The organism is Savagea serpentis (assembly GCF_015351395.1).
GTDB lineage: Bacteria > Bacillota > Bacilli > Bacillales_A > Planococcaceae > Savagea > Savagea serpentis.
Genome location: NZ_JADKPV010000007.1, coordinates 89,455 through 101,920, shown reverse-complemented (window position 1 = coordinate 101,920; position 12,466 = coordinate 89,455). Strand labels below are relative to the sequence as shown.

The 12,466-nt window shown below is 42.8% G+C and carries 15 protein-coding genes; 4 read left to right on the top strand and 11 right to left on the bottom strand.

The window, feature by feature from the left end; genetic code table 11:
- A partial coding sequence (locus IRY55_RS11925; protein WP_194563547.1) for an NAD(P)/FAD-dependent oxidoreductase occupies positions 1-1,158 on the bottom strand: 1,158 nt, incomplete at its 3' end.
- Positions 1,159-1,286: 128 nt separating this feature from the next.
- On the opposite strand from IRY55_RS11925, the gene IRY55_RS11920 reads away from it, so the two are divergent.
- Genes IRY55_RS11920 through IRY55_RS11910 form a run of 3 tightly spaced genes read left to right on the top strand, consistent with a single transcriptional unit; the run spans position 1,287 to position 3,143 of the window.
- Positions 1,287-1,559, top strand: a complete 273-nt coding sequence (locus tag IRY55_RS11920; RefSeq protein ID WP_194563546.1) for a (2Fe-2S)-binding protein — start codon at positions 1,287-1,289, stop codon at positions 1,557-1,559.
- A complete protein-coding gene (locus IRY55_RS11915) occupies positions 1,549-1,929 on the top strand; it encodes a (2Fe-2S)-binding protein (RefSeq protein ID WP_194563545.1) in 381 nt (126 codons plus the stop codon). Before IRY55_RS11920 ends, IRY55_RS11915 begins: the two co-directional genes overlap by 11 nt.
- Entirely contained in the window at positions 1,929-3,143 is a 1,215-nt protein-coding gene (locus tag IRY55_RS11910; RefSeq protein ID WP_194563544.1) for an NAD(P)/FAD-dependent oxidoreductase, read from the top strand. Before IRY55_RS11915 ends, IRY55_RS11910 begins: the two co-directional genes overlap by 1 nt.
- 148 nt (positions 3,144-3,291) lie before the next feature.
- Here the strand turns inward: IRY55_RS11910 and rlmN are convergent, their stop codons facing one another.
- From rlmN to IRY55_RS11860, 10 genes are all read right to left on the bottom strand, one after another.
- A complete protein-coding gene (gene rlmN, locus IRY55_RS11905; RefSeq protein ID WP_194563554.1) occupies positions 3,292-4,368 on the bottom strand; it encodes a 23S rRNA (adenine(2503)-C(2))-methyltransferase RlmN in 1,077 nt (358 codons plus the stop codon).
- On the bottom strand, positions 4,365-4,562 hold the full coding sequence (locus IRY55_RS11900) for a hypothetical protein (RefSeq protein WP_194563543.1): 198 nt from the start codon (positions 4,560-4,562) through the stop codon (positions 4,365-4,367). Before IRY55_RS11900 ends, rlmN begins: the two co-directional genes overlap by 4 nt.
- Positions 4,563-4,699: 137 nt before the next feature.
- A complete protein-coding gene (hisC, locus tag IRY55_RS11895; protein ID WP_194563542.1) occupies positions 4,700-5,764 on the bottom strand; it encodes a histidinol-phosphate transaminase in 1,065 nt (354 codons plus the stop codon).
- A gap of 14 nt (positions 5,765-5,778) precedes the next feature.
- A complete protein-coding gene (hisIE, locus tag IRY55_RS11890; RefSeq protein ID WP_194563541.1) occupies positions 5,779-6,387 on the bottom strand; it encodes a bifunctional phosphoribosyl-AMP cyclohydrolase/phosphoribosyl-ATP diphosphatase HisIE in 609 nt (202 codons plus the stop codon).
- Positions 6,380-7,135, bottom strand: a complete 756-nt coding sequence (gene hisF / locus IRY55_RS11885; RefSeq protein ID WP_194563540.1) for an imidazole glycerol phosphate synthase subunit HisF — start codon at positions 7,133-7,135, stop codon at positions 6,380-6,382. Before hisF ends, hisIE begins: the two co-directional genes overlap by 8 nt.
- Positions 7,132-7,848 (bottom strand): 1-(5-phosphoribosyl)-5-[(5-phosphoribosylamino)methylideneamino]imidazole-4-carboxamide isomerase, encoded by a 717-nt coding sequence (hisA, locus tag IRY55_RS11880; protein ID WP_194563539.1) that lies wholly within the window; start codon positions 7,846-7,848, stop codon positions 7,132-7,134. The genes hisF and hisA overlap by 4 nt, the downstream gene beginning before the upstream one ends.
- 14 nt (positions 7,849-7,862) lie before the next feature.
- Complete coding sequence (hisB, locus tag IRY55_RS11875; RefSeq protein ID WP_194563538.1) at positions 7,863-8,450, bottom strand: imidazoleglycerol-phosphate dehydratase HisB; 588 nt, start codon at positions 8,448-8,450, stop codon at positions 7,863-7,865.
- Positions 8,447-9,730, bottom strand: coding sequence for a histidinol dehydrogenase (gene hisD, locus IRY55_RS11870; protein ID WP_194563537.1), 1,284 nt, complete (start codon positions 9,728-9,730; stop codon positions 8,447-8,449). The genes hisB and hisD overlap by 4 nt, the downstream gene beginning before the upstream one ends.
- Positions 9,711-10,361, bottom strand: coding sequence for an ATP phosphoribosyltransferase (hisG, locus tag IRY55_RS11865; protein WP_194563536.1), 651 nt, complete (start codon positions 10,359-10,361; stop codon positions 9,711-9,713). Before hisG ends, hisD begins: the two co-directional genes overlap by 20 nt.
- A 1-nt stretch (position 10,362) precedes the next feature.
- Positions 10,363-11,562, bottom strand: coding sequence for an ATP phosphoribosyltransferase regulatory subunit (locus IRY55_RS11860; protein ID WP_194563535.1), 1,200 nt, complete (start codon positions 11,560-11,562; stop codon positions 10,363-10,365).
- Between the two features lie 98 nt (positions 11,563-11,660).
- Between IRY55_RS11860 and IRY55_RS11855 the strand changes: the two genes are divergently transcribed.
- Positions 11,661-12,455, top strand: coding sequence for a histidinol-phosphatase HisJ family protein (locus IRY55_RS11855; RefSeq protein WP_194563534.1), 795 nt, complete (start codon positions 11,661-11,663; stop codon positions 12,453-12,455).
- Positions 12,456-12,466: the final 11 nt, after the last annotated feature.

Here is a 12,466-nt window from a genome sequence, read left to right as displayed (position 1 = left end):
AAAACGATCAAATCGTAACGGTTCAGTCGGGATGCACGTCTCTTCTTTACCTGAAATTAACTCTTCAATTAATTTACCTGTCGCTGTTGCAAGACTAATGCCATCTCCTTCATGTCCAGCTGCGATGTAAAATCCTGGACATTGCGCTACTTCTGATACGATTGGCAAATGGTCTTCCGTATATGGACGAAATCCAGTGTACGCTCGAATCATTTTGAAATCTTCCATTTTCGGGAAAAAGCGAATCGCTCGTCGCGCTATCGTATGCACCACTTCCATATCTACTGACGCGTCGAATCCAACGAATTGACGGCTACTACCGATTAAGAAGTTTTGACTTTCTGTCGGCTCTAATACGAGCGCTACTCCGTGTTCTGTCGTACGCGCATCTGCCTTCCGTTCCCGTTGGAATTTGTTCATTAAATAGCCAAATTCCATTACATTTCGCATCATGACTGGCTCTGCACGTGAACCGACCATAATATGTCCTTTTCGTGGAATGATCGGAATGTCAATTCCAAGCATTTTTCCGATAAATGGTGCCCATACCCCCGCTGCGTTAACGACTTTTTCAGCACGGATCGTACCGTTTTTCGTTTCAACGATAAATTCACCTCCATCTTTCGTCAAGTTCATCACTTCAGCATTTGTTAACACTGAAAGGCCGAACTGTTGTGCCTTATGAACGAGTGAATAACAGAACATATATGGATTAATGAGCGAATCCGTTTCACATTCGATTCCACCTGGAATGTCATCTGCGAAAAATGGTGATTCTTTTTTTACATCTTTATGTTCTAACACATTGAATTTTAACCCAGCATCGTTTTGAATTTTCGCCCAATCTTTTGCAGCTTCGAATTCTTCTTCGTTATCACATACTAAAATACTTCCGCTCTCTCGATACTCGAATGGAATTTCTAATTTCCCTTGTAAATCGACGATTAATTCTTGACTGACGAGTGACATTTGACTGTCAAACCCCGGATCTTTATCGACAATTGTCACGTTTCCATCACAACGTGAGCTCGTTCCGCTCGCAACATCACGTTTTTCGATTAATACAGTGTCCATTCCAGCTTCTGCCAAATAATATGCGATCGAACTCCCGACGATTCCGCCTCCAATGACTGCTACTTCATAACTTTTGTTGCTCATTCAATAACCTCCCACACACATTATGTAAAATATTTTATTCCTGTTCCTAGATTACCATAAAATTAAATAAAACTTTATGTTAGAATGTATTTATTATAATTTTTTGGTAATAGGGAGGGGTTTTTTCAATGAAAAATACAATCGTATGTCGTTGTGAAGAAGTAACATTAGAACAACTAGAACAAACTGCCAAACAATTCAATTGCTCACCGCGAGAATTGAAACTGAGAACTCGCGCAGGGATGGGCTTTTGTGGAGGACGCACTTGCCGACCAGCTGTCGACAAAGTGTTGCTAAATGTAACAGATTTACGTCCGTCTGACAACGTACCGTTAAAAGTTCAACCTCCAGTACGTCCAATTTCACTTTCTAGTTTAGGAGGAGCAATCGATGACAAATAAACGTATTACACATCATCCTATTCTTGGTTCACTCGATAAACAATCAACTGTTTCATTCACATTTGATGGAAAAGAGTACACAGGTCTCGAAAATGATACGATCGCATCTGCATTAATGGCAAATGGTGTTCGCACATTACGTAAACATGAATTTTCTGGTAACCCACGTGGTATTTATTGCAATATCGGACATTGCTTCGAATGTCGCGTAACTGTAAACGGCAAAGAAAATATTCGCGCGTGTTTAACACCGATCGTTCACGATATGGTCGTTGAAAGTGGTCAAGTTCAACCGTCTCCACTCGATCCTACGAACGAAGTATTGCCAAAAACGTACGAAGATTACGAGAAGATGGGAGGAAATCAATAATGTTAGATGTCATCATTATCGGAGCTGGTCCAGCAGGCCTCTCTGCTGCGATTGAATGCCGTAAAAATGATTTAAATACGCTCGTCGTGGATGAATTCCCAAAACTCGGAGGACGCTTGCTCGGTCAATTGCACCAAGAACCGACAGGAGAATGGTGGAACGGAATCGAAGAAGCGAAAAAGCTCGTCGACGAAGCACAACGTTTAAACACAGACATTCGTACAGGAATCTCAGTCCATCACGTTGCGAAAGTCGATGACCATTTCGTCGTACATACGAATGACGGTAAATTTGAAGCAACGAATGTTCTCATCGCAACAGGGGCAGCAGAAACAGCCGTGCCTGTTCCAGGTTGGACATTACCAGGTGTCATGTCAATCGGTGCAGCGCAGGTTATGACGAACGTCCACCGTGTCAAAGTAGGAGAACGTGGCGTCATTGTCGGCGTAAATGTCCTTTCAGCTGCCATCGCACATGAATTGAAATTAGGTGGCGTCGACATTCACAGTATGGTCCTCCCATCAAAAAACGTCATCTCAGCTGACCAAGCTGAACCGTATGCAGTGATGGAACGTCTATCGCGAATCGCTCACTTAGCACCTAGCGCATTTATCCGATTTGGCAGCAAATTTGCGAAGTCACCAATCGTTCAAAAATTAGCCGTTAAGCTTTATCCGAAAAATGGAATTACGATGTTCGACATTCCGATTCATTTACGAAAAGCAATCGTCTCGATTAACGGAACAGAACAAGTAGAATCTGTCACGATTGCGAAAGTAACTCCAGAAGGCGACATCATTCCAAACTCTGAAGAAGTCGTTAATGTCGATTTCGTCTGTATTGCAGGTGGCTTATATCCACTCGCTGAACTCGCAGCTGTGATGGGATGCGAATTTAAATATGTAGAAGAGTTAGGCGGCCACGTACCTGTTCATTCAGAAGCGATGGAGACTGCTGTAGATGGACTTTTCGTAGCGGGCAACATTACAGGTATCGAAAGTGCTAAAGTAGCACGTAGTCAAGGGACAGTCGCTGGATTGTCAATCGCGAAACGAATGACGAACGACGTATCACTCGACCGTCAACTCGATCGTGCAATGCAAAATGTAAAAACGACACGCGACAATGCGACGATTCAATTCCACCCTCACATTTACCGTGGGCGTGAACGAGTTAAAGCAGCTTACAATCGAATTACAGAAACGAAAGAATAGTCGACGATACTAAAAGAGCAAATGCGATGCATACGATACTCATCAAGAAGCAACCGTCATGAGTAAATGTGCCACGTAAAGCGACATAAAAAGCGTCAGAACGTGAAGATACTTCTCTTCTCGCCTGACGCTTTTTTATTTTTCACTTTTACCCTCGGTCACAAGCTGACTTTAATTTAATTTGTTTGCTTCGAAGTTGACCGCAAGCTGCATCGATATCCGCGCCATTTTCGTAGCGAACACCGCTTTGAATCCCACGGTTTTGAAGCAATTTATGAAACTTCTCAATCGCTTCTGTTTTGCTTCGTTTATATTGGCTATGCTCATCTACCGGATTGTACGGAATTAAGTTCACATACGCTAAATGACGCATCTTTTGTAATAAGTTCGCGAGTTGTATCGCTTCTTCTGGGTGATCGTTGACATCGTCGATTAAAATATACTCAAACGTAATACGACGGTTTTTCTTACTGATGAAATAGTCTACCGCGTCCATCACTTCACGAATCGGGAACGCTTTATTAATTTTCATAATGCTCGTGCGCAATTCGTCATTCGGCGCATGAAGCGAAACCGCTAAGTTAATTTGAATATCTTCATCCGCGAATTCGCGAATTTTTGGCGCAAGTCCACTCGTCGATACCGTAATGTGACGCGCTCCGATTGAAAGGCCGTCTTGGTCGTTCACGACGCGCAAAAAGTCCATTAAATTCGTATAGTTATCGAACGGCTCTCCGATTCCCATGACGACGATATGGCTGACACGCTCATCTTCTCCAACTTCATCTAAATGATGTTGCACGTTCATAATTTGCTCGACAATCTCACCTGCTGTTAAGTCGCGGCTTTTGCGCAATAGTCCGCTCGCACAGAAGCTACAACCGATATTACATCCGACTTGTGTTGTGACACATACTGAATAACCGTAAGGGAATTTCATTAAAACCGTTTCAATTAAATTGCCATCTTCTAAACGAAATAAAAATTTAATCGTGCCGTCTTGCGACACTTGTTTCACTTCTTGTTGGAGAGATGTAATATAAAAATGCTCTTCTAATAGAGCACGCATCGATTTACTTAAGTTTGTCATTTCTTCAAATGATTTCACACGTTTTACATAGAGCCAATCCCATAATTGTTTCGCACGGAATTTTTTCTCTCCACGTTCAAGTAACCAATCTGTTAACTGCTGTTGTGTCAAACCGTAAATGGCTTGTTTCATTATTTCTTCCTCTTTTCTTCTCTTTGCTGTTGAATGCGCTGTTCCATTTCCCGTTTCGCATTATTCCATCCGCGCACGAATGAAGCGACGTACGTCAAAGACAAAACGACGAATAAAACGGCAATCCACGTCATGCCGTTCGTATACGCAAAATAAGCGGAAACGAGAAGTAAAACGGTCATTACGATTTCCATCATACCGTTGCACCTTCTTTTAACATTCTGTTCAACAGTGTAACATGAATTATCAATCGGTGGAAACAATTGGACGAGAATTTACGCATGTTTTCTCAACAAATAAAACGTGTAGCCGTATAAATCGGCTACACGTTTTGTTAGACGAGCGCTTCGTCCAAACGTTTTAAAAATTCATCCATCTGTTCATCCGTTCCGATCGAAATGCGTAAATAATTTGCAATGAGCGGATCTTTAAAATGACGGACGAGCACTTTTTTTGCTTTTAATTGCTCGTACAATCGCTCTACATCGACTCCATCTTTTTTCGCAAAGACGAAATTCGCTCCAGACGGCAACACATCGAAACCTCTTTCTTCTAAAGCGGCTACTGTTTCTATGCGCGTTGCGATGACCGCTTGTCGTTTCTCTTCGAAATAGTCCGTGTCGCGAAACGCTTCTGTTGCGCCTGCTAAGGCAAGTTGGTCGACTGTATATGAGTTGAATGAATCTTTTATACGCACGAGTCCTTCAATCAATTCAGGCTGACCGATCGCAAGACCGACGCGAAGTCCCGCGAGCGCTCTCGATTTACTCGTCGTTTGAATGACGAGTAAATTTGGATATTGATCGATAAGTGATACCGCAGATTCCCCACCTACTGCAAAATCGATATACGCTTCGTCTACGATGACGACAACATCCGGATTCGCTTCGAGCACGCGCTTCACTTCTTCAAGTGGCCAGTAAATGCTCGTCGGCGCGTTCGGATTCGGGAAAATGACACCCGCTTCCGCATCGAAATAATGTTCCGCACGCAATGTAAAATCATCCTGTAACGGAATCGCTTCAAACGGAATGTTAAACAACTTTGAATAAACCGGGTAAAAACTGTATGAAATCGCTGGGAATTTCAATGTTTTTCCTTCTTCAAAAAAAGCGTAAAAAGCAAAGGCAAGCACTTCATCTGAACCATTTCCGACGAAGACATTTTCCTTTTTCACACCGTTTACTTCCGCGATCGCTTCACGCAATTCATCAGCAGTCGGTGACGGATATTTTTGCATATCGCCGGTCGCCGTCTTCGTAATCGCTTCAATGACACGCGGACTCGGCTTATATGGATTTTCGTTCGTATTTAATTTTATAACATCTGGATCATTCAATTGTTCACCAGGAACGTACGGATCTGTCCGTTTGACGACTGGCGTCCAAAATTTACTCATCTCACTCTCTCCTTTTACGGTCTACGTTCGCGTAAGACACGCTTAATATCATCGACATCGATATCGAGTTCCGCAATTAATACGAGCGTATGGTAAACGAGGTCCGCAATTTCATTCGTCACTTCTTCAAAGTCACGATTTTTTGCGCCGATGACAACTTCCGTCGACTCTTCGCCTACTTTTTTCAAAATTTTATCGAGTCCTTCAGTAAATAAGTACGTCGTATATGACCCTTCTTTCGGGTTCGCTTTGCGGTGCTTCACTTCATCCGCCACTTCATAAATGACGGTGCGTACCGATTCAAATTCGATGACGGGTTTGAAGAAACAAGAAGTCTCTCCTGTATGACAAGCAGGCCCTGCTGGTTCGACCGTCACTAAAATCGTATCTCCATCACAATCTACTGAAAGTGATTTCACACTTTGCGTATTGCCAGATGTTGCGCCTTTATTCCAAAGCTCTTGACGGGAACGGCTATAAAACCATGTTTCTTTCGTTTCAATCGTCTTTTGTAACGCTTCTTCGTTCATATAAGCAAGCATCAAAACTGTTCCCGTACGTTCATCTTGTACGATGGCTGGAACGAGTCCATTTGCGTCATATTTAATGTCCATTTTATTCATCCTTCACTGTAAGCCCTGCTTCTTTTAAGGCCTTTTTAATATCTTGAATTTTCACTTCATCAAAGTGGAATACAGATGCGGCGAGTAAACCGTCCGCTTGTCCATCCGTTGCCGCTTCGATAAAGTGTTCTACCTTCCCTGCACCACCACTTGCGACTGTCGGGATCGACACACGCTCTTTAATGGCGCGCATGAGCGGAATATCGTAACCGTCTTTCACACCGTCTTCAGCGATGCTGTTAATGACGAGTTCGCCTGCTCCGAGTGACTCCATCTTCTCTACCCATTCGAGCGCATCGATGCCTGTATTTTCACGTCCACCTTTTGCAAATACACGCCATACACCATCTTCATCACGGTCGATATCGACAGAAACGACTACTTTTTCACTGCCAATCGCGTCTGCAATATCACGTACGATGTCTGGATTTTGAATCGTTATGCTATTGATCGACACTTTATCAGCACCGAGTGCGATTAATTTTTTCACATCTTCCACTGTGCGAATTCCACCGCCGACGACGAATGGTACGGGAACTTCTTTTGCGATTTCTTCAATTAAATCGTAAAATAGTCCGCGTCCTGTCGTTGAAGCGGAAATATCATAAAAGACGAGTTCATCCGCGCCTTCTGCAACGTATTTTTTCGCTTGGGTAAGTGGGTCTGCTACTTCTTGAACGTCCATAAACTTGCGGCCTTTGACGACTTTACGGTTATCGATATCTAAACATGGGATAATTTTTTTCATGCGTTTTGCTCCTCAATTAGTTTTTGTAATGAGAGTGCTCCTTCATATAACGCTTTTCCAATAATCGCTCCATATAAACCCATCGCGCGTAAATCGCGAATATTTTGTTCGGTTGATACACCACCTGAAGCGATAATGTCAATCGATGTCATCTCATCGATTTCTTTCAGTTCTTCCATATTCGGCCCTTGCATCATGCCATCTTTCAAAATATCTGTATACACGACCGTTTTTACACCGATCGCTTCGAGTTGTCGAATGAGCTCTGTGGCTTTCGTCGTGCTCGTTTCCGTCCATCCGTCCGTTGCCACATATCCGCCACGAGCGTCGATCGATACGGCAATTTTATCGCCATATTTTGCGACCGCTTCTTTCAAAAATTCAGGGTCTTCAATCGCCGCTGTTCCGATAATGACACGAGATACTCCATTTTCGATATGCTGGGTTACTTTGTCCATCGTGCGTACACCACCGCCAACTTGTACCGGAACATTCACGCCTTGTACGAGATTGCGAATCGCGTTCATATTCGGTGTATCTCCACTTTTCGCTCCGTCTAAATCGACGACGTGGATAAATTCGCCACCTTCACGTTCCCACTGTTGTGCCATCGCTGTCGGTGAATCGTGATAAACCGTCTCTTGATCATAGTTTCCCTGTGTTAAACGAACACATTTTCCACCTCGAATATCAATTGCTGGAAATAAAATCATCTTGTTCTGCCTCCCTATTCTAAAAGACCTTTCGTCGACGGTACGCCGTCTTGCAACGGATCAATCGCGCTTCCTGCCGCGAGTGCTCGTCCGAATGCTTTAAAAATCGCTTCAATAATATGGTGTGTGTTTTTTCCGTAATGTAAGTTAATGTGGAGTGTGACACGTGAATGACTCGTAAACGCTACGAAAAATTCTTCGACTAATTCCGTATCAAACTCCCCAACTTTATCTTTCATTCCTTCTACGTTAAAAACGAGGTATGGGCGTCCACTAATATCTAATGTGACATTCGCCAACGTTTCATCCATCGGCATCGTAAATGTGCCGTATCGTGTAATCCCGACTTTATCGCCAATCGCTTCATAAAAGCATTGGCCGAGGGCGATTCCGATATCTTCTACCGTATGGTGCTGGTCCACTTCCAAATCGCCATCACATAATACGTCCAAATCGAAACGTCCATGTTTCGCAAAAAGTGTTAACATGTGATCGATAAAACCGACACCTGTTTGAATATTCGTTTTACCTGTCCCGTCGATCGCGAAGCGTAAATGAATGCTCGTCTCCTCTGTCGTACGGCTACGTGAAGCTGATCTCATTGAAAAAACTCCTTTCGAATTAACACTGATTTCGCATGACCTGTCAATTGCTCCGCATTGGCGATCGTTGCGACCGCATCTGCTTCGCGCATGAAAGCTTCTTCTGTATAGTGAATGATGCTCGACTTTTTCATAAAGTCGTACACACCGAGTGGTGAAGCGAATCGTGCCGTTCCGCTCGTTGGTAACGTATGATTCGGTCCCGCAACGTAATCACCGAGCGCTTCTGGTCCATACGGTCCGAGGAAAATCGCACCCGCATGTTGAATCTGTTGCATCGAACTAACTGCATCTTCATTCATCAACTCTAAATGTTCAGGTGCGATGAAATTAATAATGTCATGCGCTTCTTCTATATTGTTAGCGATAATGATACGACCGAATTGTTCAATCGAAGCATTCGCAATTTCGTAACGTTCTAATTGCTTCACTTGTTCCGCTACTTCTTTTTGCAATTCTTCCGCAAATGAATCACTCGTCGTCACACAAATCGCATTCGCCATTTCATCGTGCTCCGCTTGTGACAATAAATCCGCTGCTGCAAAAGAGACATTCGTCGTATCGTCTGCGAAAATACAAATTTCACTCGGTCCTGCAATCATATCGATCGCGACATCACCGAACACCCATTTTTTCGCACGCGCCACGTATTGATTGCCTGGTCCTGTAATTTTGTCGACTTTCGGAATTGTTTCCGTTCCGTAAGCGAGGGCTGCAATCGCCTGCGCTCCCCCTACTTTAAAGATCGTATCCGCCCCTGCTAACTTCGCCGCTGCAATAATAGAAGGTGAAATGTTCCCTTCACGGTCTGGCGGTGTCACGATGTAAATTTCTTTCACGCCTGCAATTTTCGCTGGTAACACATTCATTAATACGGTGGAAGGATATACGGCTTTGCCACCTGGTACGTAAATGCCGACTCGTTCGATCGGTGTCACTTTTTGTCCCAGGGTAACGCCTGGTCGCACTTGTTCGAACCAAGATTTTTCTTTTTGAAGACGGTGGTATTGCTCAATTTGTTCTTTCGCTGTCGTCAAAGCGCCTAAAACATTCGGATCGACTTTGAACATCGCGCGCTCCCACTCTTTTTCTGAAAGCTCCAAAATATCTAGCTTCGCGCCATCGAACTGTTCCGTATAACGGAATAATGCCGCATCCCCTTCTTTCCGAACCGTTTGAATGATGTTTAACACCGTATCGTCAACCGACGACGTTAAAGCACTCGTCTCCAATGCACGACAACGTTCTTCTTTAAATGCTTCAGCTGTTACGATTTTCATTTATTTTCGCCATCCCTTCTCGCAATTGCTTAATCATCTTTTGAACTTCTTCCGTCTTCGTTGCATACCCTGCTTTGTTCGCGATGACACGTGCACTACTTTCTGCGATTTCTTCTAAGACGACGAGTCCATTTTCACGCAATGTATTTCCTGTTTCGACAATATCAACGATGACGTGCGACATGCCGATCAACGGGGCTAATTCAATGGAACCATTCAATTTAATAATGTCCGCTTGACGTCCTTTTGACTCAAAGTATCGCTTTGCGATGTTCGGATATTTCGATGCGACGATAATGGACGAGCGTTTTTCCATCTCTTCTTCTGGAAATCCAGCAACCGCAATTTTACAACGACTAATTTCAAGATCTAACAGTTCATAAACATCTTTCGCATCTTCCATAATGACATCTTTACCGACGATGCCGATGTCTGCAGCTCCTGTTTCAACGTAAGTTGGGACATCGACTGCTTTTACTAAAATGAGGCGCACTTTTTTTGAATCGTCCCAAATGACGAGCTTGCGCGTATCTTCCGTAAACTCAGAAAATTTAACCGACATTTCTTCCAATATCGCTAATGTTTGTTTCGCTACGCGACCTTTCGCGAGCGCTAAAGTAATTTCTTTCACGTTACATCGCTCCTTGCTTATCGATAAAGTAAGCGATACAATCATCGATTTGTTCAAATCGTTCTGTCGTTCCATTAAATCGAAGTGTAATCTCTTCTCCTAATGTCACAGTATGTATCGTTTCAAGAATAGCATTTTTACCAATGACAGCTTCAAAATTACGATTGCGTAATTCGTTCGCAAGTTGCACTGCCTCTTTTAAATACGCTTCCTCTGTAATGATTGTAATTTCAATTGCTGTCGAATCTTCTTTCACTGCTGATACAGCTTCCATTAAACGTTCCAAATCGAAAGCGAATCCGATTGCTGGGAATGAAGCACCGAATCGTTCCCCTAATCGATCATAACGCCCTCCCATTAAAACAGGTTTTCCGACACCATCGACATACGCTTGGAAAATGAGATGCGAGTAGTAATCCATGCGATTAATTAACCCGAAGTCAAAGACGACATGTTGTTCTACACCAAACAATTGAAGATACTCATTGACGTCTTTTACATAATCGAGCGTTGCTTTTACCGCTTCGTTCGATGCATACGGCTCTAATCGTTGGGCAATCGTTTCAAAATTCCCGTAATACGTTGGAATATTTGCGATAATGTTCGCCGTCTCTTCGTCAAGTTGTAATGTTTGAATATATGTCGCAAGTTCGGCCATATTTTTTGCGCGCACGTACGATTCAATTTTTTCGACTTGCTTTTCTTGCAAAGCAAACGGTGCTAATAAATCTTTTAAAAATGTCGCAAAACCGATTTCAAACTGATGTTGTGTCACATTTAAATCATCGAGTGCATGCGAGGCTAAAGCGATCGTTTCAGCATCGATTAAAGGACTGGATGGATTGAAGCATTCGACACCCATCTGCATTTTTTCAATCGATTCGCTCGCTTCAAACGATTGGCGAAACACTTCTTCTACATAATAGTAACGCTCGTACGATGGGGAAATCGCAAGCTCCAATTGCTTCGCATATTTATAGGCAATCGGTAATGTTACATCCGGTCGCACGACGAGCAATTCTCCATCATAGTCTGTCACTTTAATCGTTTCTTTTACATTCATTTCTGTTTTCACATTCGCATACAGTTCGTAACGTTCAAACGCATCCACTTTTAATTTTTCATAACCGTACGTTTCAAAACGGTTCGCAATCGTTTGTACGATACGCCCGTACTTTTTTTCATTTGGTAAGTTGAACAATTCACTCGCCCCTTTTACTTTATTGCTTTACTAGACTAAAGTTATATAGTACTATAAAGCTTACAGAAACAGTTGTCAATAGAATTGGAGGAAATTAAATGTTTGATTATCATATGCACACTTCTTTCTCTGCAGACAGTCGTGCCGACATGCAAGAAATGATTGAAACAGCGATTGCGAAAGGCTTAACAGAAATTTGTTTCACCGAACATATCGACTACGATTACCCGGATGACACGATCGTTTTCGACTTAGATTATGATGCGTATACAGAAACGATTGAGCGTTACAAACAACAATTTCAAAACGACATTACGATTAAAAAAGGGGTCGAACTCGGGATTCAACCTCATTTATTCGAACGTTATGATGCATTGATGGCGAAAACGTCTTTCGATTTTGTCATTTGTTCCATGCATACGGTCGAAAATAAATCGCTCCATTACGGAGAAATTTTTGAAGGGCGTACGTTAGATGAAGCGTTCGCGGTTTACTATGATGAATTTTACCACTGCTTACAACATTTCAAAGATTACAATGTGCTCGGTCACGTCGATCTCATTAAGCGCTATGCGAAAGAGACGACACCGAACTTATTCCACGACGAACTCGCCGCAATTTTTGATTTAATTATTCCTGAAGGGAAAGGAATTGAATTAAATACGTCAGGAACACGTTACGGATTATCGCACAACTTAGCGAGCCCAGATGTCCTTCAACTGTACAAAGATCGCGGTGGTGAAATTATTACGCTCGGTAGCGACGCTCACCGTCCTTCCGAAATTGCGCATGAATTCCGAGAATCGCTCGATTTACTACAATCGATTGGATTTGAATACGTGACGACATTTGAAAATCGCATGCCTATCATGCATAAAATAACAAGTTTATAAGATGATATAAC